Raw genomic sequence first — 19,063 nt, 5'->3', positions numbered from 1 at the left:
GTTTGGCGAATTGTGTGTCCGTGCCGGACACCCTCATGGCGTTGCGCGCGGGCCTGCTAAAGTGGTACATCCCGATGACGCCGGCCGGCGATCCGGGGCGATAACGATGCAGCGATTCAGCCGATTCAGCGAGGTCATCCCCATCATGTTCAGCCTGTTCCCGAATATCCGCTCCCGCTTCCTTGCGATGGGCCTGACGGCCCTGTTGGCCGTTTCCCTGAGCGGCTGCGGCTACAACGATTTCCAGCGTCTCGACGAACAGGCCAAGGCGGCCTGGGCGGAAGTGCTCAACCAGTACCAGCGGCGCGCCGACCTGATCCCCAACCTGGTCAACACGGTCAAGGGCGAGGCGGATTTCGAGCAGGACACGCTGACCCAGGTCATCGAGGCCCGCTCGCGCGCCACGGCGATTCAGCTCACGCCGGAGGCGCTCAACGACCCGCAGGCCATGGCCCAGTTCCAGCAGGCTCAGGGCCAGTTGGGCAGCGCCCTGTCGCGTTTGATGATGGTCGCGGAGAACTACCCGACGCTGCGCGCCAACCAGGGCTTCCAGGATTTGCGCGTGCAGCTCGAAGGCACGGAAAACCGCATCACCGTGGCGCGCAACAAGTACATCGAGGCGGTGCAGCGCTACAACGTGCTGGCGCGCAGCTTCCCGACCAACCTCACCGCGATGGTGTTCAGCTATGAGCCCAAGGCCGGGTTCACCGTGACCAACGAGGCGGAAATCTCCCGCCCGCCCACCGTCGATTTCGGCGGGCAGTCCGGGCGCTGAGGTGCGCCGCGGTGTTGTCCGCCATGTCCGGCCCGCGCGTCGGCGGCTTGCTGACGTGGCTGCTCGCGTGCCTGCTGGCCGTCCTTGCCGGCACGGTTGCCGCGCAGGGCGTGCAGCCCGTGCCGGCGTTGAGCGCGCGGGTCATCGACCAGACCGCCACGCTGGACGCGGCCGCGCGCCAGGCGCTGGAGACGCGCCTGGCGGCGTTCGAGGCCGAGCGGGGCACGCAGATCGTCATCCTGATCGTCGCCACCACCGCGCCGGAAGACATCGCCGCCTACGCGCACCGCGTGGCGGACACCTGGAAGATCGGCCGCGCCGAAGTGGGCGACGGCCTGCTGCTGGTGGTGGCGAAGGAAGACCGCACGGTGCGCATCGAAGTGGCGCGCACGCTGGAAGGCGCGGTGCCGGACCTGGCCGCCTACCGCATCATCGACCGCCTCGTCACCCCGGCCTTCCGCCAGGGCGACTTCGCCGGCGGGCTGGATGCCGCCGTCGGTGCGCTGGACGCGCTGATTCGTGGGGAAGATCTGCCGCTGCCCGCCGCCGGCACGTCTTCCGCCGACATGTCCTGGGAAGACATCCTGCTCCTGCTGTTCGTCGCCGTGCCCACCCTGGGCGGCTTCCTAGCCAGCGCCATCGGCCGCAAGCCGGCCCTGCTCGTCACCGGCGGCGCCAGCGGCGTGCTGATCTGGCTGGTGGCCGGCAGCGTGCTGCTCGGTATCATCGGCGGCGTGCTGGCCGCGCTCTTTCTCGCCGCGCTTGGCGGGGGAGGGGGCGGCGGTGGCGGGCCGGGCGGGCGGCTGAGTGGTCCGGTGATCACCGGCCGGCGGGGTGGCTTTGGTGGCTCGGGCGGCGGCTTCCGTTCCGGCGGGGGCGGCAGCTTCGGCGGCGGCGGGGCGTCCGGGCGATGGTGAACGAGAGGTGGGCATGAACCCGATCGTGCGTCTGCTGCGCCACGCCTGGCTGGATGCCGGCGACGTGGCACGCGTGCTGGACGAGGCCGCGCTGACGCGGCTGACCGGGCGCATCGCCGCGAGCGAGGCGCGCCACGGCGGGGAGCTGTGCCTGCACGTGGAAGCCGGCCTGCCGGCCAGCTACCTGTGGCGCCACTGGCGGCGCGGCGTGCCCATCGAAGACATCGTGCACGAGCGCGCGCTGGCCCAGTTCTCCCGCCTGCGAGTGTGGGACACCGAGCACAACAACGGCGTGCTGATCTACCTGCAACTGGCGGAACACCAGATCGAGATCGTTGCCGACCGGGGCGTGGCGCGCCGCGTGCCGGACGCCCACTGGCGCGGGGTGCTGGCCGGGCTGGGCGAACTCTTCCGCGCCGGCCGCCATGAAGAGGGCCTCGCCCGCGCCATCGACGCCGTCGGCGAGGCCCTGGCCCGCGAATTCCCCGCGGACGGTCCCCGGGTCAATGAACTGTCGGACCGCCCGCGGCTCGGTTGAGGCGGGCGGTGGCCGGCGTCAGACGTTGAACAGGAAGTTCAGCACGTCACCGTCCTTGACCACGTAGTCCTTGCCTTCGGCGCGCATCTTGCCCGCTTCCTTGGCGCCGGCCTCGCCCTTGAACTGGATGAAATCCTCGTAGGCGATGGTCTGCGCGCGGATGAAGCCGCGCTCGAAGTCGGTGTGGATCACGCCGGCCGCCTGCGGGGCGGTATCGCCCACGTGGATGGTCCATGCGCGCACTTCCTTCACCCCGGCGGTGAAGTAGGTCTGCAGGCCGAGCAGCGTGTAGCCGGCGCGGATCAGGCGGTCCAGGCCGGGCTCTTCCAGGCCCATGGATTCCAGGAAGTCCTTCTTGTCGGCGTCGTCCAGGTCGGCGATCTCGGCCTCGATGGCGGCGCACAGGGCGACCACCTGGGCGCCCTCGGCGGCGGCGTGGGCGCGCACGGCGTCCAGGTGGGGATTGTTCTCGAAGCCGTCCTCGGCCACGTTGGCGGCGTACAGCACCGGCTTCTGGGTGATCAGGCAGAACTGCCTGATGCTGGCCAGTTCTTCCTTGGAGAGATCGAGCGCGCGCACCGGTTTGGCTTCGTTGAGCTGGGCCAGGCATTTCTCCAGCACGACGACGAGGATCTTGGCCTCCTTGTCGCCCGAGGCGGCGGGGCGCTTGTAGCGGTTGATGGCCTTTTCCACGGTGGCCAGGTCGGCGAGCGCCAGTTCGGTGTCGATGACCTCGATGTCGCGGATCGGGTCCACGTTGCCGGAGACGTGCACCACGTTTTCGTCGGCGAAGCAGCGCACCACGTGCACGATGGCGTCGGTTTCGCGGATGTTGGCCAGGAACTGGTTGCCCAGGCCCTCGCCCTTGCTGGCGCCGGCGACCAGGCCGGCGATGTCGACGAATTCGACGATGGCCGGCTGTACCTTCTGCGGCTTGACGATCTCGGACAGCGCGGCCAGGCGCGGGTCCGGCACCTCGACGATGCCCACGTTGGGCTCGATGGTGCAGAACGGGTAGTTGGCCGCTTCGATGCCGGCCTTGGTGAGGGCGTTGAACAGGGTCGACTTGCCGACGTTGGGCAGGCCGACGATTCCGCATTTCAGGCTCATGGCTTGGATTCGTCCTTGGAGGGGCCGGGGGCGGCGGGCGCCTTGGGCGGTTTCGGGGGCTTGGGCGCGGCCGGGCGGGCGTTGAGGCGCTGGGTGGCGGTGTTCCAGTCGCCGGCGGCGATCTTCGGCCAGGCGAGCAGCGCGCGGTCGATGGCCGCGTCGATCTCCGCCTGTTCCTCGCGCCGCGCGGGCTTGAGCACGTAGTTGACCACCTCGTTGCGGTCGCCCGGGTGGCCGATGCCGATGCGCAGGCGCCAGTAGTCGTTGGTGCCCAGGTGGGCAGAGGTGTCCTTGAGGCCGTTGTGCCCGCCCAGGCCGCCGCCGAACTTGAGGCGCAACTGGCCGGGGGGAATGTCCAGCTCGTCATGCACGACGAGGATTTCCGCCGGGGCGATGCGGTAGAAGCGCGCCAGCGCGCCGATGGCCTGGCCGGAGCGGTTCATGTAAGTCTGCGGCATCAGCAGCCAGACGCCGGCCTCGCGGGCGTTGGCCACCAAGCCGTGGAAGCGCGATTCGTGCGAGAAGCGTGCGCCGAGTTCGTCGGCGAGCCGCTCACAAAACCAAAACCCGGCATTGTGCCGGGTCTCGGTGTATTCGCTGCCCGGATTGCCGAGGCCGACGATGAGGCGCGGAGCGGCTGCGGTCATCGGATGTCGGTCTCCACGATCCGGGCGGGCGGGGGCGGTCAGCCCTCGGCGCCTTCCTCGGTGGCCGCTTCGCCCTTGGTCTTCAGCACGGTGACGACGACCGGGTCGCCTTCGCCGTGGGTGACCAACTCGACGCCCTTCGGCAGCTTGATCTGCGAGACGTGGATGGACTGGTCGGCTTCCAGGCTGCCCAGGTCCACCTCGATGAACTCCGGCAGGTCGCCCGGCAGGCACTGCACGTCCAGTTCATTGATGACGTGGGAGATCAGGCCGCCGCCGAGCTTGACGGCCGGGCTGGTTTCGCCGTTGACGAAGTGCAGGGGCACCTTCAGGTGGATCTTGTGGGTGGCATCGACGCGCTGGAAGTCGATGTGCAGCACCTGCGGCTTGTAGGCGTGCCACTGGGCGTCGCGCAGCACCACGGTGTGCTTCTTGCCTTCCAGGTCGATGGTCAGCACGGAAGCGTGGAAGGCTTCCTTGTTGAGCAGGTGGTACAGCTCGTTGTGATCCAGCGTGATCGGGGTGGCGGCGACGTCGCCGCCGTAGATGATGCCGGGCAGTTGGCCGGCGCGGCGCAGGCGGCGGCTCGCACTCGATCCCTGTCCTTCGCGCTGGGTGGCCTTGAACTCGATGGTCATTGTGATACTCCAGGGTTGAAACGCCCCACCCGCGACCAGGTGGAGCCGGTTGTGCCCGCCGATTGTCCGGCGGGCGAAGGCGGATTATTCGGTGAACAGCGAGGAAACCGATTCCTCGTTGCTGATGCGCAGCACGGTATCGGCCAGCAGCGAGGCCACCGAAATCTGGCGGATGCGGTTGCTGGCCTTGGCATCGTCACGCAGCGGAATGGTGTCGGTGACCAGCAATTCGTCCAGCTCGGATTCGCTGATGCGCGACACCGCGGCGCCGGACAGCACGGCATGCGTGCAATAGGCCAGCACGCGCTTGGCGCCGTGTTCCTTGAGGGCGCTGGCGGCCTTGCACAGCGTGCCGGCGGTATCGACGATGTCGTCCATGATCACGCAGGTGCGGCCTTCCACTTCGCCGATGATGTTCATCACCTCGGAGACGTTGGCCTTCGGGCGGCGTTTGTCGATGATCGCCAGATCGCATTCCAGGCGCTTGGCGAAGGCGCGCGCGCGCACCACGCCGCCGACGTCGGGCGAGACCACCATCAGGTTGTCGTACTTCTGCTTGTCCAGGTCGGCCAGCAGCACCGGGGCGGCGTAGACGTTATCCACCGGGATGTCGAAGAAGCCCTGGATCTGGTCGGCGTGCAGGTCCATGGTCAGCAGGCGCTGGACGCCTACGGCCTGCAGCATGTTGGCGACCACCTTGGCGGTGATCGGCACGCGCGCGGAGCGCGGGCGGCGATCCTGGCGGGCGTAGCCGAAGTAGGGGATGGCGGCGGTGATGCGGCCGGCGGAGGCGCGCTTGAGGGCGTCCACCAGCACCAGCAGTTCCATCAGATTTTCGTTGGTGGGCGCACAGGTCGGCTGCAGGATGAACACATCCTTGCCGCGTACGTTCTCGAGCAGTTCGATGTTGACTTCACCGTCGGAGAAACGGCCTACCGTGGCGGAACCGAGGGAAATACCGAGGCGACGCGCTACGTCGGAGGCAAGCTTGGGATTAGCGTTGCCGGTGAAGACCATCAGGCTGCCGTGGGGCATGTCCGAATCTCCGATGCCGATAGAATGGCTGCTGCGAAAACGACGCGGGCAGGCTCATGGCCTGCCCGGTCTTAACTGGCTGGGGAGGAAGGATTCGAACCCTCGAATGCCGGAATCAAAATCCGGTGCCTTGACCAGCTTGGCGACTCCCCAAGAAACCTTTTCGACAGCTCAATCGACCAGTTCGAAGAGCGGGTGTCGCGCAAGGCTGCGTGCTGCCCACGCCCGCCAGCGCGCCGGACAGTCCGAGACGATGCGTTTCGCTTCGTCCTCGCCTGCCGCCTGTGCGAACACACAGGCTCCGGAGCCGGTCATCCTCGACGGCGCAAACTGCGCCAGCCAGTCGATTGCTGCGGCCACTTCCGGATAACGGTTGCATGCCACGGGCTGCAAGTCGTTTCGGGTGGTGCTCGCTGCGAAGGCCGCAATTGTGATGGGTTCGGTATTCCTCGTCAACTCCCTCGCGGAGAAAATTTCGGGGGTGGATACGGCCACACCGGGCGACACGACGACGTACCACGCGGGGGGGAGTTCGAGGGGGCGCAACTGTTCGCCCACGCCCTCGGCGAAGGCGTCGCGCCCGTAGATGAAGAAGGGCACGTCGGCGCCCAGTGCGAGGCCGATTTCCTGTAGCGCGGTGCGGTCCAGGCCGGTCTGCCAGAGGTGGTTGAGGGCGATCAGCGTGGTGGCGGCGTCCGAACTGCCGCCGCCCAGCCCGCCGCCCATCGGCAGGCGCTTGTCGAGGGTGATGTCCGCGCCCAGCGCGCAGCCGGTGCGCGCCTGCAGCAGGCGGGCGGCGCGTACCACCAGGTCGTCGTCCGCGGCGACGCCGGGCAGGCTGCCGAGGCGGTGCACCAGCCCGTCCGCGCGTGTGCCGAAGTGCAGGCGGTCGCCCAGATCGATCAGGCGGAAGGCGCTTTGCAGCAGGTGGTAGCCGTCCGGCCGGCGGCCGACGACGTGGAGGAACAGATTGAGTTTGGCCGGCGCGGGGCAGTCGGTCAGTGCGGGATTCAAGGCGCGGGCGTCCACTGGTCGATGATCAGGCGCAGGCGGGCGTCGCCGCGCGACAGGTCGATGCGCCGGGGCGCGGCGTCCGGCGCGGCGGAGGCGTATTCGGGGTACTCGATGCGCCAGCCGGCGTCGATGACCAGCGCCGGCCGGCCGAGGGCGTCGCGCTGGCGGATTTCCGCGCGATCGCTGGGAACGGCCTGCACCCAGGCCGGCAGGTGGTCCACGGGAGCCTGCACGCCGAGCAGGTCGGGCAGCAGTGCGTCGGCGCTGGGGGCGTCGAAGCGGCGGCCGTCGGCGGTGGTCAGGCGTGCGCCGGCGGCATCGCGGTCGAGCTGGGCGACGATCTGGCCGAGGGGGGAATACACCGTCCAGCGGTCATTGTGCGCTTCGTGGTGCCAGGCGAGCCGGCCGTTGGCCGCGCGTGTGCCGTCGGTGGCGGACAGGCGGCCTTCCAGCTCGAAGCTCGCCGCGACGCTGCGCAGGGCGTGCGGGGTTTCGCTGGCGGGGCGCAGGCCGGGGGCCGCGCAGCCGACCAGCAGCGCGCAGCCCAGTAGGGCGAGCGGCGCGCGCAGGCGCGTGCGGAGGAAGGCGGCGGGCATGGGGTGGTCAGGGGCGCAGGCGGCGGATCGTCTCGCGCAGCGCGGCGTGTTCGGGATGCTGGGCGAGCGCCTCTTCCCAGATGCGTTCGGCGTCGGCGCGGCGCTCCAGCGACCACAGCACTTCGCCCAGATGGGCGGCGATCTCGGGGTCGGCGCGGATGGCGTAGGCGCGCTCCAGATGGACCACGGCCTCGGCGGCCTGCCCGCGGCGGAACAGCACCCAGCCCATGCTGTCGAGGATGAACGGGTCTTCCGGGGCGAGTTCGAGCGCGTGCGCGATGAGTTCCTCGGCTTCTTCCAGGCGCAGGCCGCGATCGGCCAGCGAGTAGCCCAGCGCGTTGTAGGCGTGGGCGTGCTCCGGGTCGAGGGCGATCAGCTTGCGCAGCCGGGCCTCCATGACTTCCACGCGGTCCAGGCGTTCGGCCAGCATGGCGGATTCGTACAGCAGGTCGGTGTCTTCGGGGTACTTCTGCAGTGCGCCGTCGATGAGCTGGAAGGCTTCTTCGGGGCGCTCGACGTCGCGCAGCAACTGGGTTTCGGCGAGCAGCAGGCGCTTGCGCGTGTCGTCGTCGGCATCCGGCGCGTGCAGTCGGCTGCGCGCTTCGTCCAGGCGGCCGGCGCGGGCGAGCAACTGGGCGGAGCGCACGCGCGCCTGCAGGGCGTGCGGGCCGTCGGCGATCTCGTCGTAGAGCGCCAGCGCGCGTTCGACGTTGTCGCGCTGTTCGGCGATCTGCGCGAGGTTGAAGCGGATCGCGTCGCCTTCCGGGTGGCCGGCGGCCAGGGCTTCGGCGAGCAGGCGTTCGGCGAGCTCGTAGTCGCCCAGCTGGGCCGACAGCAGGCCCACCGCATAGCCCAGGTCGCGGTCGCCGGGCGCTTCGGCGAGCAGGCGCTGGAATTGTTCGCGCGCCGGTTCGAACTGCTGCTCCGCGACCAGGGCGCGGGCGTAGGTCAGCCGGGCATTGCGGTTTTCCGGGTGGCGGGTGAGGAAGTCTTCCAGCATGCGTGCAGCTTCACCCACGGCGTCGGCCTGCTGGAAGAGCTGGGCCTTGAGCAGCACGGCGGGTTCCCAGTCCGGCTGCAGGGCCAGCGCGTCGTCGATGGCCGCCAGGCCTTCGACCGGGTCCTGCGCGATGGCGGCGGCCTGGGCGCGCGCGAAGTGCGCTTCGGGCAGGTTCAGATAGGGCTCGGTGAGGCGTTCGATGATGCGCAGCGCGACCAGTTTGTCCGGTACCCGGGCCAGTGCGCGGTTGAGGCTCATCAGATTCTGCGGCAGGCGTTCGGGCGATTCGGCGAGCACGCGGGCGAACTGGATCTGCACGTCGTCCAGGCGTTCGCCGCCGCTGGCCAGCACCCCGGCGAGCAGGCGGCGCGCGTCCTCGGACTGCGGGTCGGCCTGCGTCCAGATGCGCGCGGCCTGGGTGGCGGCGTCGAGGTCGCGGGCGAACAGGGCGATCTCGGCGGCCCGCCGGGCGATGCGCGGGTCGCCGGTGCGGCGCGCCACTTCCAGGTAGGCGCGTACCGACAGGCCCAGTTCGCCGCGCGCGCCGGCGATTTCGGCGAGCAGGAACTGGTACAGCGTCTCGGCGGTGAGCTCCTGCGCGGGCAGCGCGCCGGGGCTGGGTTCTTCGGCTGCGTGCTGGGCGTGCGCGGCAAGCGGCAGGGCGAGAGCCAGGGCAAGGCCGAGGCGCGAGGCGGCTCGGCAGAACGTGCGGGTGGGGCTGCGGTTCATGGTTGCGTTCCGGCGGAACTCCGTGCGGGTAGGGCGGCGGCGGTGCCGGCGCTCGCGGCCGGCGGTTTGCCGTGCCGCGGGATTGGAGGCTTGAATTAGAATTCGGTTCGCCGCATCCATGTTAACCAGTCGAGCGAGGAGAGTCGAGCGCGGAAGGGCCGGGCGGGGTCGTCCTGCATCTGCCGCGAGCGAAGCGAGTGTCATGCCCGAGCTGCCCGAAGTCGAAACCACCCGGCGTGGCATCCAGCCGCATGTGGAAGGCCGTGTGCCCAACGAGGTGCGCGTGCGCCAGCCGCGTTTGCGCCAGCCGGTGCCGGCCGAACTGGCCGGGGAGATCGTCGGCCGCCCGCTGCGCGCGGTGCGCCGGCGTGCCAAGTATCTGCTGCTGGATTTCGGCCACGGCAGCGTGATCGTCCATCTGGGCATGTCCGGCAGCCTGCGCGTGGTGCCGGCGGAATTGCCGGCGGAGCGCCACGACCACATCGATCTGGTGTTCGGCGAACAGGCGCTGCGCCTGCGCGATCCGCGCCGCTTCGGCCTGGTGCTGTGGCAGGCCGGCGAAGCGGAGAGCCATCCGCTGCTCGCCCACCTGGGGCGCGAACCGCTGGAGGAAGGCTTCGACGGCGCCTGGCTGTTCCGCGTCACGCGCGGGGTGGCGCAGCCGATCAAGCATCTGCTGATGGATGCGCGCAAGCTGGTCGGCGTGGGCAACATCTACGCGGCCGAAAGCCTGTTCCGCGCGCGCATCCATCCGCTGGAGCCCGCCGGCGCGCTGGGGCGCAAGCGTTGCGAGCGGCTGGCCGATGAGGTGCGCGCGACCCTGGGCGAGGCCATCGAGGCCGGCGGCAGCTCGCTGCGCGATTTCGTCGGCGGCGACGGCAAGCCGGGTTATTTCCAGCAGAGCTACTTCGTCTATGGCCGCGAGGGCGAGCCTTGCCGGGTGTGCGGTTCGCCGGTGCGGCGCTTCGTCAGCGCGCAGCGCTCTTCCTGGTTCTGCCCGCGCTGCCAGGTGCGGCGTGGCTGAGCACGGCCGCGCGGCGTGGCGCCGGAGCGGGAACGGCGCTATGCTAACGGAGTTTCGGATTCCATCCGCCCGTCGTTGCGGGCCGTTCGAGGTCAGTCCATGAATCTGGTCGATCAGTTTTCCGCGTATGGCAAATGGCGCACCACCGCCGCCGAGGCGGTCGGGCGCCTGCGCGCCTGGCTGGCGCGCAACGAAGTGGGCGACGCGCAGGGCGAACTGCGTCTGCAGTACGTGCTCGACCGCCTGCGCGACGACAAGCTCACCGTGGCCTTCGTGGCGGAGTTCTCGCGCGGCAAGTCGGAACTGATCAACGCGATCTTCTTTGCCGATTACGGCGACCGCATCCTGCCGTCGAGCGCCGGGCGCACCACCATGTGCCCCACCGAGCTGAAATGGTCCGCTGGCGACCGCGCGGAAATCCGCCTGCTGCCGATCGCCACGCGCGCCACGCACACCGGCGTGAGCGAGTTGAAGCGCTACCCCGAGGAATGGGAAATCCTGCCGCTGGAGGATGCGTCCGCCGACGCCTTGCAGAGCGCGCTGTCGCGCGTCGGCGAGACGCGCCGGGCCACGCAGGACGAGGCCCGCCGCTTCGGCTTCCGCGTCGATCCGTCGGGCACCGCCGGGCTGCGTCCGGGGGCCGACGGGCTGGTGGAGATTCCCAGCTGGCGCCACGCGGTGATCCAGTTTCCCCATCCGCTGCTGGAGCAGGGCCTGGTGGTGCTCGATACCCCGGGCCTCAACGCCATCGGTGCGGAGCCGGAACTCACCCTCTCGCTGCTGCCCAACGCCCACGCGGTGCTGTTCATCCTGGCTGCCGATACCGGCGTCACGCAGAGCGATCTGGCGGTGTGGCGCGAATACGTGCAGGGTGGGCAGGGGCGCCAGAAAGGGCGCCTGGTGGTGCTCAACAAGATCGACGGCCTGTGGGACGGGCTGCGCGAACAGGCCCGCATCGACGAGGAAATCGACCGCCAGGTGCGTTCGGTGGCCGATACGCTGGAGGTCGATCCCGCCGCGGTGTTCCCGGTGTCCGCGCAGAAGGGGCTGGTCGGGCGCATCCAGGACGATGGCGGCCTGCTCGAACGCAGCCGTCTGCCGGTGCTGGAGCGCGCGCTGACCGAGGATCTGCTGCCGACCAAGCAGGAGATCGTGCGCGACGGCACGCTGGGCGAAACCGACGACCTCGCCGGCCAGGCCGAAGCGCTGCTGGAGGCGCGCCTGGCCGGCCTGCGCGAACAGCTGCAGGAGCTCACCGACCTGCGCGGCAAGAACCAGAGCGTCATCGAATACATGATGCGCAAGATCCGCACGGAAAAGGACGAGTTCGAGCGGGGCCTGCAGAAGTACTACGCGGTGCGCTCGGTGTTCACCAGCCTGACCAACAATCTGCTCGCCCACTTGGGCATGGACGCGCTGCGCGACGAAACCCGGCGTACCCGCGCGGCGATGCTGGAGTCCACCTTTTCGCGCGGGCTCAAGCACGCCATGGAAGGCTACTTCGCCAGCCTGCGCGCCAACCTCAAGCTGTCCACCGACGAGATCGGCGAGATCACCAGCATGCTGGAGGCGATGTACAAGCGCTTCGCCGTGGAGCACGGGCTGAAGCTGTCGCCGCCGGAAGCGTTCTCCACGCTGCGCTACGAGCGCGAACTGGATCGCCTGGAAAAGGCCTTCAACCGGCAGATCAACAACACCCTGGTGCTGGTGACCACCGAGAAGCACGCGCTGACGCAGAAATTCTTCGAGACCGTGGCCATGCAGGCGCGGCGCACCTTCGAGCTGGCCAACCGCGACGTGGAGCAATGGCTGCGCGCGGTGATGTCGCCGCTGGAAACCCAGGTGCGCGAATACCAGTTGCAGTTGAAGCGCCGGCTGGAAAGCGTCAAGCGCATCCACCAGGCCACCGACACGCTGGAAGACCGCGTGGAAGAACTGAAGCAGGCCGAGGTGCAGTTGCTGCGCCAGATCGAGGAACTGCGCGAACTGGCCGCCGATATCCGCGCGGCGCTGGGGGCGGCGACGACGGATATCCCGTCCGTGCCAGCTGCCGAGGCGCGGGTGGCCTGAACGTTCGTGCCGCGCCATCGCGGCCAAAAGGCGGTAAACGCGAGAGGGGCGGGTCTGCGGACCCGCCCCTCGGTGTTTCCGGCGCGGCCGGGCGTTCGTCAGCCGTTGGTCAGGCGGACGAACTTCTCCATCAACTGCTCCCGGGTTTCCTTGCGCTCCGGGTCCAGCGGGATACAGTCCACAGGGCAGACCTGCTGGCACTGCGGTTCGTCGAAGTGGCCGACGCATTCGGTGCATTTGTTGGGGTCGATCTGATAGATCTCGTCGCCCTGCGAAATGGCGCCGTTGGGGCACTCCGGTTCGCACACGTCGCAGTTGATGCACTCGTCGGTGATCATCAAGGCCATTTTTTCACTACCTCTCTATTGCTCAGGGTTCAATTTTCGGCGCAGCCGGGCGTCGACCGCCGGTTGCACGAACTTGCTCACATCGCCCCCCAACCTGGCGATTTCACGCACCATGGTGGCGGAGATGAACATGTATTCCTCCGAGGGCGTCAGGAACACCGTTTCGACATCCGGGAAGAGCTTGCGATTCATCCCAGCCATCTGGAACTCGTACTCGAAGTCGGAGACCGCGCGCAGGCCGCGCAGGATCAGGCGGGCGTCCTGCGCGCGCAGGAAGTTCATCAACAGCCCATCGAAGCCCACCACCTTCACGTTGGAAAACGGCGCCAGGACTTCGGTGGCCAGTTCCACGCGCTCTTCCAGCGTGAAGATGGGCGACTTGCCCGTGCTCTGCGCGATGCCCACGACGACCTGGTCGAACAACTCCGACGCGCGCCGCACGATGTCCTCGTGGCCGCGCGTCAGCGGGTCGAACGTACCTGGATACACCACCTTGCCGTGTCTCAACCTGGGTGCCCCCGCATGAGATGAAAATGCACTTGTCCGGCGCGGCCCTGCTTCACCGTGCGCCAGTTGCCGAGGCCTTCGAGCGGCGCCTCGGCTTCGGCGTACAGCCAGCCGTCCGGTTGCAGAATCCGTCCGAGCAGCGGTTCGATGCGTTCCAGCCAGCCCCGCTTGTAGGGCGGGTCGAGAAAGACCAGATCGAACCCGCGCGGCGCGGATTCGGCGAATTTTACCGCATCGCCGCGTACCAACTCCACTTGCCCGGCCTGGAGCGCGGTGGCGGCCTGCCGCAATGCGGCAAAGGCGCGCGCATCGTGCTCCACCAGGGTGACCGATTGCGCGCCGCGCGAGGCGGCTTCGAAGCCCAGGATGCCGCTGCCGGCGAACAGGTCCAGGCAGTGCAGGCCGTCCAGTTGCTGGCCCAGCCAGTTGAACAGGGTTTCGCGCACGCGGTCCGGGGTCGGGCGCAGGCCGGTGGCCGAGGCCACGTCGATCTGGCGCGAGCGCCACTGCCCGCCGACGATGCGCACGCGGCTCACGGGGCGGCGCCTTCCCGGGCGCCGCCGCCGACGACCACGGTGACCAGATGCTCCGGGCGTATCCGGCGGGCGAAGGCATCGCGCACGGCGGCGGCGCTCACCTGGGCGATGTGGCCCGGGTAGGCGTCCAGCCAGTCGAGCGGCAGGCCGTAGAAGCCGATCATCGCCACGTAGCCGAGGATCTTGCCGTTGGAGTCCAGGCGCAGGCCGAAGCCGTTGATGAGGTTGTCGCGCGCGCCCTGGATTTCGGCTTCGGTGGGGCCGTCCTGGATGAAGGCGTTGAGGGTTTCATGCACCACGCCCAGCGCGGCATCGATCTGGTCGGCGCGGGTCTGCAGGCCGATCTGGAACGGGCCGGCGACCCGCATCGGCGCGAAGTGGCTGTACACGCTGTAGGCGAAGCCGCGCTTCTCGCGCACCTCGCGGGTCAGGCGGGAGACGAAGCCGCCGCCGCCCAGCACGTAGTTGCCCACCAGCAGGCTGTAATAATCCGGATCCTCGCGCGACAGTCCGGGCAGGCCGAGGAGGATGTGGGCCTGCGCGGAAGGATGGGCGATGCGCAGGGTGCGCGCCGCGGGCTGTGCCGGCTGCGCCAGCGGCGTGGGCGCCTCGCCGGCCGGCAGGCCGGCGGTGAGGCGTTCGGCGATGGCCGCGGCCTGCGCGCGCGAGACGTCGCCGACGATGGCGATGGAGGCGCGCCGCGCGGTGTAGTGGCGGTGGTGGAAATCGACCAGGTCGGCGCGCGTGATGGCGGCCAGGCTCTCTTCGGTGCTGGTGCGTCCGTAGGGGTGATCGCCGTAGATGGCCGGACCGAAGGCGCGCGCGGCGAGGGTGCCGGGCTGGGTGAGCGCTTCGCGCAGGCCGGCGATGGCGCGCGCCTTCTCGCGTTCCACCACGGCTTCCGGGAAGGTCGGGCGGGCGAGCAGTTCGGCGACCAGGTCGACGGCGGCCTCGCGCTCGGTTGCCGAGGACAGGGTGCGCAGCGACAGGCTGGCGCGCTCCTCGTCCGCGCTGCCGCCGAGGATCGCGCCGATGTCCGCGCTGCGTTCGGCGATCGCCTGTTCGTCCAGCGTGGCGGTGCCGGCGTCGAGCAGGCTGCGGGTCAGCCCGGCCACGCCGGCGCGTTCGGGCGGCGCGTAGATGCCGCCGGCGGCGAAGTCGACCTGGATGTCGACCATCGGCAGCGCACGGCTTTCGACGAAATACACGCGCGCGCCGGTATCGGCGGTCCAGTGCTGGATCTGCGGGCCGGCCTGCGCGGCGCCGGCAGCCAGCAGGGCGCTGGCGGCGAGGGCGTGCAGCAGGCGGGAAAGGGGAGTCGATCGGTTGTACATGGCGGGCTCAGTGTCTCGTTGCGGGCAGCTTGGCGCGCGGGCGCGCTTCTTCCAGGGGCAGCGGTTCCAGGCGGGCGGTACTCAGCGTGCGGTCGTCGAAGAACTTGCGCGCCACGGCGCGCACGTCCTCGGCGCTCACGCCGCGCAGGCCTTCGAGCAGCGTGGCCTCGTCGCGCCAGGACAGTCCGGCCGCTTCCAGGTAGCCGATTGCCATGGCCTGGCCCATCAGCGAGTCGCGCTTGTATACCTCTGCGGCCACGGCCTGCGCCTTGACGCGGCGCAATTCCTCCTCGCTCACACCTTCCTCGGCGATGCGGGCGATCTCGGCACGCAGGGCGCTTTCCAGCTCGGCCAGGGTGTGGCCGGGGGCCGGCGCGCCGTCCAGGTAGAACAGCGCGGGGCCGCGATTGGCGCCGTCGTAGCCGGCGCTGGCGGAAATCGCCAGGCGCTGGTCACGCACCAGGCGGCGCGGCAGGCGGGCGCCGTCGTAGCCGGAGAGCACGGCGGCCAGCATGTCCAGTGCGTAGGCCTCGCGGTCGGCAGCCGGGTCGCGCAGCGCCGGGGCGTGCCAGGCGAGCGCCACGTAGGGCAGTTCGGCCGGCGCGCGCACGGTGGTCTGGCGCGGCCCGCGCGGCTCGGGTTCGCGGGTGATCGGGCGGGCCGGCAGTTCGCGCGCGGGGATGGCGCCGTACTGGCGGCGGGCCTGTTCGAACACCTCGCGGTGGTCCACGTCGCCCACCACCACCAGCCAGGCGTTGTTGGGCGCGTACCAGCGCTGGTACCAGGCGCGCGCGTCGTCGGCGCTCATGGCATCCAGATCGGGCATCCAGCCGATCACCGGGCGGCGGTAGGCATGCGCCTGCAGGGCGGTGGCCATCAACTGCTCGAAGACCAGCGCACGCGGGCGGTCGTCGGTGCGCAGCCGGCGCTCTTCCTTGACCACCTCGAGTTCGCGGGCGAACTCTTCGTCGGTGATCACCAGGTTGACCATGCGGTCGGCTTCCAGCGCCATCATGGCTGCGAGCTGATTGGGCGGAATCTGCTGGAAGTAGGCGGTGTAGTCGCGGCTGGTGAAGGCGTTGTCGCGCCCGCCCACGGCGGCCACGCGCTTGTTGAATTCACCCGGGCCCACCGTGGGGGTGCCCTTGAACATCATGTGTTCGAGCACGTGGGCGACGCCCGACACGCCGTCCGGCTCGTCCATCGAGCCGGCTCGGTACCACAGCATGTGCACCACCGAGGGCGCGCGCCGGTCTTCCTTGACGATGACCTTGAGGCCGTTGTCCAGCGTGGTTTCATAGGGATTGGCCGCCGCCGGACCGGCCAGCAGGGCCAGTGCGGCGAGCGCGCCGGTGAGTAGTGAGATGGGCTTGCGAAACATGGGAATGGATTGCATCTGATAGAATCCGCGTCGGTTGCGGCGGCCCTGGAGGGACGCCGGATTCGGCCTGGCGCCGCATGATAGCGCCCATCCGGGCGAGTGCGTGCGCCGGGCCGCAAACGCCCCATCTGACCCGAGTGCCCATGTTTGGTTTCCTGAAGAAGTCCGGCAAGCCCGAGAGCGCCGAAGCCCAGGAGGCGCCGGCCGCCGCGCCCGCAACCGAGGCGGCCCGCCCGTCCTGGAGCGAGCGCCTGAAGGCCGGGCTGTCGCGTACCCGCCAGCAGTTCGGCGGCGGCCTGGCCGGCCTGTTCGGCCGCCGCAAGATCGACGAGGATCTGCTCGAAGAGCTGGAAAGCACGCTGCTGATGGCCGACTGCGGCGTGGAGGCCACCACCCATCTGCTCGACGAGGCGCGCAAGCGCTGGAAGCGCGACAAGCTGGAGAACGCCGAAGAACTCCAGGGCGCACTGGCCGAAGCACTCACGGAAACCCTGGCGCCGCTGGAAGCGCCGCTGAGCGTGGACGGGCATCGGCCCTTCATCATCATGATCGCCGGGGTCAACGGCGCCGGCAAGACCACCTCCATCGGCAAGCTGGCCAAGTATTTCCAGAGCCAGGGCAAGAGCGTGCTGCTGGCCGCCGGCGACACCTTCCGCGCCGCCGCGCGCGAGCAACTGGTGACCTGGGGCGAGCGCAACAACGTCACGGTGATCGCGCAGGACGGCGGCGATGCCGCGGCGGTGATCTTCGACGCGGTGAACGCGGCGCGTGCGCGCGGCATCGACGTGGTGCTGGCCGACACCGCCGGGCGCCTGCCCACCCAGCTGCACCTGATGGAAGAGATCGCCAAGGTGCGCCGGGTGATCGCCAAGGCGGAGCCCAGCGGCCCGCACGAGGTGCTGCTGGTGCTCGACGCCAACATCGGCCAGAACGCGCTCACCCAGGTGAAGGCCTTCGACGCGGCCATCGGCGTGACCGGGCTGGTGCTCACCAAGCTCGACGGCACCGCCAAGGGCGGCGTGGTGGCGGCCATCGCCCGCCAGTGCCCGAAACCGCTGCGCTTCATCGGCGTGGGCGAGGGCATCGACGACCTGCAGCCCTTCCGCGCCGGCGAATTCGTCGAGGCGCTGTTCGGCCCGCCGGCCGATACGCGGGACGGCGCCGCATGATCGTCTTCGACCAGGTCGCCAAGCGCTATCCCGGCGGCTACACCGCGCTGGCCGGAGTGAGCTTCGAGATCCGCCACGGCGAACTGGTGGTGCTCTCCGGCCATTCCGGGGCGGGCAAGAGCACGCTGCTGAAACTGATTCCGGTGATCGAGCGGCCCACCGCCGGCAGCGTGTCCATCAACGGCCAGGACGTCTCGCGCATGCCCGCGCGCGCCATTCCCTACCTGCGCCGCAACCTTGGCCTGGTGCTGCAGGAATCCCGCCTGCTGTTCGACCGCAACGTGTTCGACAACGTCATGCTGCCGCTGGTGATCACCGGCCATCCGCCGCGCGACGGCGCTCGGCGGGTGGCCGCCGCGCTGGAGCGCGTGGGCCTGGCCGGGCGCGAGCGCGAGCTGCCGGCCGGGCTGTCCGGCGGCGAGCAGCAGCGCGTGGCGATCGCGCGCGCCATCGTCAACCGGCCGTCGATTCTGATCGCCGACGAACCCACGGCCCACCTCGACCCGGACTACGCCCACGAGATCGCCGAGTTGTTCCGTTCGTTCAACAGCGCCGGGGTCACCGTGGTGATCTCCACCCACGACGCCACCCTGTTCGCCGCCAGCCGGCCGCGCCGGCTGGTGCTGCACAAGGGGCTGCTGGTGGAGGGCGGGGAAGCATGAGCCACTGGTTCTACCTGCACTGGCGCGCCTTTGCGCAGGCCTGCAGCCGGCTCGCCGGACAGCCGCTGGGTACCCTGCTGTCCGCGCTGGTGGTGGGCATCGCGCTGTCGCTGCCGGCCGGCGGCTATCTGCTGATCGACAACGTGGCCGGACTGGCGCGCGGGGTGTCCGGCGCGCCGGAGATCAGCGTGTTCATGGCGCAGGACGCCAGCGAGGCCGAGGTGCGCGCGATCGCCACCCGGCTGCGCGCGGAGCCGCGCCTGGCCAGCCACCGTTTCGTGCCGCGCGACCAGGCGCTCGCGCAGCTGGAGCGCAGCGGCCTGGGCGACGTGCTGGGCGGGCTGTCCGCCAATCCGCTGCCGGATGCCTACATCGTGGTGCCGGCCGGCGACGAGCCGGAACTGTTCGAGGCGCTCGCCAAGGAGATGCGCGGCTGGCCCAAGGTGGCCCACGTACAGCTCGATTCCGCCTGGGTGGAGCGCCTGCACGCCATGCTGGGGCTGGGCAAGTCGGCGGTGCTGGTGCTTGCCGCGCTGCTCGGGCTGGCGCTGGTCATCGTCACTTTCAACACCATCCGCCTGCAGATCCTCACCCAGCGCGCGGAGATCGGCGTGAGCCGCCTGCTGGGCGCCACCGATCCGTTCATCCGCCGGCCGTTCTACTGGTTCGGCGGCCTGCAGGGCCTGCTCGGCGGGCTGGTGGCGCTGGGCACGGTGTGGGTGGTGGTCGAAGTGCTGCGCGCGCCGGTCGCCGGGTTGGCGCAGACCTATGGTGCAGTGTTCCATCTGGCCGGTCCGGGCTGGCCGGAAGCGGGGGCCATCCTGGCCTTCGCGGTGTTCCTCGGCTGGCTGGGCAGCGCCATCTCGGTGCGCCGGCATCTGGCCGGCGAGTCCATCGGCTGATACGCGTTCCCCTGTATTTTCGCGGCCAGCAGAGCATATTGAGAATAATTCTTGGCATATCCTGCAGCTGCGGGGTATATATGAAGGGCTACGTGCACGAAGGGTGCTTGATAGGCTACAACAATCGAGAGC

At 69.6% G+C, this 19,063-nt stretch carries 20 protein-coding genes and 1 tRNA gene; 8 read left to right on the top strand and 13 right to left on the bottom strand.

The annotated features are described in order from the left end of the window. Positions 1-187: 187 nt before the first annotated feature. Genes E6C76_RS14565 through E6C76_RS14555 form a run of 3 tightly spaced genes read left to right on the top strand, consistent with a single transcriptional unit; the run spans position 188 to position 2,230 of the window. Entirely contained in the window at positions 188-775 is a 588-nt protein-coding gene (locus E6C76_RS14565; protein ID WP_211090249.1) for a LemA family protein, read from the top strand. A gap of 23 nt (positions 776-798) precedes the next feature. Beyond that, positions 799-1,692, top strand: coding sequence for a TPM domain-containing protein (locus E6C76_RS14560; RefSeq protein WP_136348963.1), 894 nt, complete (start codon positions 799-801; stop codon positions 1,690-1,692). Between the two features lie 13 nt (positions 1,693-1,705). Beyond that, complete coding sequence (locus E6C76_RS14555) at positions 1,706-2,230, top strand: TPM domain-containing protein (protein ID WP_136348962.1); 525 nt, start codon at positions 1,706-1,708, stop codon at positions 2,228-2,230. Between the two features lie 18 nt (positions 2,231-2,248). Here the strand turns inward: E6C76_RS14555 and ychF are convergent, their stop codons facing one another. The 8 genes from ychF to E6C76_RS14515 form a co-directional block, all read right to left on the bottom strand. Beyond that, entirely contained in the window at positions 2,249-3,340 is a 1,092-nt protein-coding gene (ychF, locus tag E6C76_RS14550) for a redox-regulated ATPase YchF (RefSeq protein ID WP_136348961.1), read from the bottom strand. Beyond that, on the bottom strand, positions 3,337-3,987 hold the full coding sequence (pth, locus tag E6C76_RS14545) for an aminoacyl-tRNA hydrolase (protein ID WP_136348960.1): 651 nt from the start codon (positions 3,985-3,987) through the stop codon (positions 3,337-3,339). Before pth ends, ychF begins: the two co-directional genes overlap by 4 nt. Before the next feature lie 38 nt (positions 3,988-4,025). Continuing rightward, a complete protein-coding gene (locus tag E6C76_RS14540) occupies positions 4,026-4,625 on the bottom strand; it encodes a 50S ribosomal protein L25/general stress protein Ctc (RefSeq protein WP_136348959.1) in 600 nt (199 codons plus the stop codon). Between the two features lie 84 nt (positions 4,626-4,709). Next, positions 4,710-5,660: a ribose-phosphate pyrophosphokinase gene (locus E6C76_RS14535; RefSeq protein ID WP_136348958.1), complete on the bottom strand. Its 951-nt coding sequence runs from the start codon at positions 5,658-5,660 to the stop codon at positions 4,710-4,712. A 76-nt stretch (positions 5,661-5,736) separates the two neighbouring features. Then, positions 5,737-5,813: transfer RNA gene (locus E6C76_RS14530), tRNA-Gln, on the bottom strand. An 18-nt stretch (positions 5,814-5,831) separates the two neighbouring features. Then, the gene (gene ispE, locus E6C76_RS14525; RefSeq protein WP_211090232.1) at positions 5,832-6,674 is read right to left on the bottom strand and encodes a 4-(cytidine 5'-diphospho)-2-C-methyl-D-erythritol kinase; all 843 of its coding nucleotides are present in this window, start codon (positions 6,672-6,674) and stop codon (positions 5,832-5,834) included. Further along, on the bottom strand, positions 6,671-7,270 hold the full coding sequence (gene lolB, locus E6C76_RS14520; protein WP_136348957.1) for a lipoprotein insertase outer membrane protein LolB: 600 nt from the start codon (positions 7,268-7,270) through the stop codon (positions 6,671-6,673). Before lolB ends, ispE begins: the two co-directional genes overlap by 4 nt. A gap of 7 nt (positions 7,271-7,277) precedes the next feature. After that, positions 7,278-8,999 (bottom strand): tetratricopeptide repeat protein, encoded by a 1,722-nt coding sequence (locus E6C76_RS14515; RefSeq protein ID WP_136348956.1) that lies wholly within the window; start codon positions 8,997-8,999, stop codon positions 7,278-7,280. A 202-nt stretch (positions 9,000-9,201) separates the two neighbouring features. Here E6C76_RS14515 and mutM point away from each other — a divergent pair, with 202 nt between their 5' ends. Next, a complete protein-coding gene (gene mutM, locus E6C76_RS14510; RefSeq protein WP_136348955.1) occupies positions 9,202-10,023 on the top strand; it encodes a bifunctional DNA-formamidopyrimidine glycosylase/DNA-(apurinic or apyrimidinic site) lyase in 822 nt (273 codons plus the stop codon). A 99-nt stretch (positions 10,024-10,122) separates the two neighbouring features. Beyond that, positions 10,123-12,093 (top strand): dynamin family protein, encoded by a 1,971-nt coding sequence (locus E6C76_RS14505; RefSeq protein WP_136348954.1) that lies wholly within the window; start codon positions 10,123-10,125, stop codon positions 12,091-12,093. 98 nt (positions 12,094-12,191) lie between these two features. On the opposite strand, the gene E6C76_RS14500 is transcribed toward E6C76_RS14505, so the two are convergent. Genes E6C76_RS14500 through E6C76_RS14480 form a run of 5 tightly spaced genes read right to left on the bottom strand, consistent with a single transcriptional unit; the run spans position 12,192 to position 16,213 of the window. Then, positions 12,192-12,440: a YfhL family 4Fe-4S dicluster ferredoxin gene (locus tag E6C76_RS14500; RefSeq protein ID WP_136348953.1), complete on the bottom strand. Its 249-nt coding sequence runs from the start codon at positions 12,438-12,440 to the stop codon at positions 12,192-12,194. Positions 12,441-12,455: 15 nt separating this feature from the next. Continuing rightward, positions 12,456-12,947 carry a pantetheine-phosphate adenylyltransferase gene (gene coaD, locus E6C76_RS14495; RefSeq protein WP_136348952.1) on the bottom strand — a complete coding sequence of 164 codons (492 nt, stop codon included), beginning with the start codon at positions 12,945-12,947 and terminating at the stop codon, positions 12,456-12,458. Beyond that, positions 12,944-13,483 carry a 16S rRNA (guanine(966)-N(2))-methyltransferase RsmD gene (gene rsmD / locus E6C76_RS14490; protein WP_136348951.1) on the bottom strand — a complete coding sequence of 180 codons (540 nt, stop codon included), beginning with the start codon at positions 13,481-13,483 and terminating at the stop codon, positions 12,944-12,946. The genes coaD and rsmD overlap by 4 nt, the downstream gene beginning before the upstream one ends. Next, on the bottom strand, positions 13,480-14,817 hold the full coding sequence (locus E6C76_RS14485; protein ID WP_136348950.1) for a M16 family metallopeptidase: 1,338 nt from the start codon (positions 14,815-14,817) through the stop codon (positions 13,480-13,482). Before E6C76_RS14485 ends, rsmD begins: the two co-directional genes overlap by 4 nt. A 7-nt stretch (positions 14,818-14,824) precedes the next feature. Further along, complete coding sequence (locus tag E6C76_RS14480; RefSeq protein WP_230976283.1) at positions 14,825-16,213, bottom strand: M16 family metallopeptidase; 1,389 nt, start codon at positions 16,211-16,213, stop codon at positions 14,825-14,827. Between the two features lie 128 nt (positions 16,214-16,341). On the opposite strand from E6C76_RS14480, the gene ftsY reads away from it, so the two are divergent. Genes ftsY through ftsX form a run of 3 tightly spaced genes read left to right on the top strand, consistent with a single transcriptional unit; the run spans position 16,342 to position 18,931 of the window. Then, entirely contained in the window at positions 16,342-17,367 is a 1,026-nt protein-coding gene (gene ftsY / locus E6C76_RS14475) for a signal recognition particle-docking protein FtsY (protein ID WP_136348948.1), read from the top strand. Next, positions 17,364-18,029 carry a cell division ATP-binding protein FtsE gene (locus E6C76_RS14470; RefSeq protein ID WP_136348947.1) on the top strand — a complete coding sequence of 222 codons (666 nt, stop codon included), beginning with the start codon at positions 17,364-17,366 and terminating at the stop codon, positions 18,027-18,029. The genes ftsY and E6C76_RS14470 overlap by 4 nt, the downstream gene beginning before the upstream one ends. Continuing rightward, complete coding sequence (gene ftsX, locus E6C76_RS14465) at positions 18,026-18,931, top strand: permease-like cell division protein FtsX (protein ID WP_136348946.1); 906 nt, start codon at positions 18,026-18,028, stop codon at positions 18,929-18,931. The genes E6C76_RS14470 and ftsX overlap by 4 nt, the downstream gene beginning before the upstream one ends. Positions 18,932-19,063 lie beyond the last annotated feature (132 nt).

The organism is Pseudothauera nasutitermitis, from assembly GCF_004801295.1.
Taxonomy (GTDB): Bacteria; Pseudomonadota; Gammaproteobacteria; order Burkholderiales; family Rhodocyclaceae; genus Pseudothauera; species Pseudothauera nasutitermitis.
The sequence above is the reverse complement of the archived record's forward strand: the minus strand, read 5'-3'. Positions and strand labels throughout refer to the sequence as shown.

Bases quoted from the DNA above. Each gene is read 5' to 3' on its own strand.
- E6C76_RS14565 (WP_211090249.1), top strand. From the start codon at position 188: ATGGGCCTGACGGCCCTGTTGGCCGTTTCCCTGAGCGGCTGCGGCTAC.
- E6C76_RS14560 (WP_136348963.1), top strand. From the start codon at position 799: ATGTCCGGCCCGCGCGTCGGCGGCTTGCTGACGTGGCTGCTCGCGTGC.
- E6C76_RS14555 (WP_136348962.1), top strand. From the start codon at position 1,706: ATGAACCCGATCGTGCGTCTGCTGCGCCACGCCTGGCTGGATGCCGGC.
- ychF (WP_136348961.1), bottom strand. From the start codon at position 3,340: ATGAGCCTGAAATGCGGAATCGTCGGCCTGCCCAACGTCGGCAAGTCG.
- pth (WP_136348960.1), bottom strand. From the start codon at position 3,987: ATGACCGCAGCCGCTCCGCGCCTCATCGTCGGCCTCGGCAATCCGGGC.
- E6C76_RS14540 (WP_136348959.1), bottom strand. From the start codon at position 4,625: ATGACCATCGAGTTCAAGGCCACCCAGCGCGAAGGACAGGGATCGAGT.
- E6C76_RS14535 (WP_136348958.1), bottom strand. From the start codon at position 5,660: ATGCCCCACGGCAGCCTGATGGTCTTCACCGGCAACGCTAATCCCAAG.
- lolB (WP_136348957.1), bottom strand. From the start codon at position 7,270: ATGCCCGCCGCCTTCCTCCGCACGCGCCTGCGCGCGCCGCTCGCCCTA.
- E6C76_RS14515 (WP_136348956.1), bottom strand. From the start codon at position 8,999: ATGAACCGCAGCCCCACCCGCACGTTCTGCCGAGCCGCCTCGCGCCTC.
- mutM (WP_136348955.1), top strand. From the start codon at position 9,202: ATGCCCGAGCTGCCCGAAGTCGAAACCACCCGGCGTGGCATCCAGCCG.
- E6C76_RS14505 (WP_136348954.1), top strand. From the start codon at position 10,123: ATGAATCTGGTCGATCAGTTTTCCGCGTATGGCAAATGGCGCACCACC.
- E6C76_RS14500 (WP_136348953.1), bottom strand. From the start codon at position 12,440: ATGGCCTTGATGATCACCGACGAGTGCATCAACTGCGACGTGTGCGAA.
- E6C76_RS14485 (WP_136348950.1), bottom strand. From the start codon at position 14,817: ATGTACAACCGATCGACTCCCCTTTCCCGCCTGCTGCACGCCCTCGCC.
- E6C76_RS14480 (WP_230976283.1), bottom strand. From the start codon at position 16,213: ATGCAATCCATTCCCATGTTTCGCAAGCCCATCTCACTACTCACCGGC.
- ftsY (WP_136348948.1), top strand. From the start codon at position 16,342: ATGTTTGGTTTCCTGAAGAAGTCCGGCAAGCCCGAGAGCGCCGAAGCC.
- E6C76_RS14470 (WP_136348947.1), top strand. From the start codon at position 17,364: ATGATCGTCTTCGACCAGGTCGCCAAGCGCTATCCCGGCGGCTACACC.
- ftsX (WP_136348946.1), top strand. From the start codon at position 18,026: ATGAGCCACTGGTTCTACCTGCACTGGCGCGCCTTTGCGCAGGCCTGC.